This window comes from Mammaliicoccus sp. B-M6 (genome assembly GCF_022386965.1).
Lineage (GTDB): Bacteria > Bacillota > Bacilli > Staphylococcales > Staphylococcaceae > Mammaliicoccus > Mammaliicoccus sciuri_A.
This window is the reverse complement of record NZ_JAJNHJ010000083.1, coordinates 1-522: the sequence shown is the minus strand read 5'-3', so window position 1 is coordinate 522 and position 522 is coordinate 1. Positions and strand designations below refer to the sequence as shown.

General features: G+C 32.8%; 1 protein-coding gene. It reads right to left on the bottom strand.

All coding sequences use genetic code 11. The features are described 5' to 3' along the window. Positions 1 to 22: 22 nt before the first annotated feature. Positions 23 to 522 (bottom strand): transposase (locus LQ693_RS13500; protein WP_239743730.1); only part of this gene is annotated, 500 nt, incomplete at its 5' end.

The window sequence follows — 522 nt, the reverse complement described above, 5'->3', positions numbered from 1 at the left end:
TTTGTCAAATTAAGTGTGTAAGTTATTCAAGATACTTAATAACTCTATCTTTAATTTGATCATGTAAAAGAAGCTGGTTCATAACCATAGACCAGTTTGGAATGTAACCAGTGGACCATTTCTTTTGAAGTTCTTTCGTTCGAATAAAGAGTAATTTTAAGAGTGCATTCTCATTTGGGAATGCACCTTTTTTTGTAACCTTTCGGTAACTAGAATGAATACTTTCTACCGCGTTAGTTGTATACATGATTTTACGAATATTACTACCATAATCAAACAGCTGTTCAACGTGAGTGAAGTTACGTTTCCAAACATCAACCGCACCAGGATATTGAGACCATTGTTGTTTAAATGCTTCAAAAGCAGTATGACAAGCTTTAAGTGATGTTGCCCCATAAACCTTTCTTAAAGAAGAAGTAAAAGCTTTATAGTCTTTACTTGGTACGTATTTAATAGAATTCCTAACTAAATGTACAATACATCTTTGAACAATTGTTTTAGGAAAAATAGCCTTAACTCCGG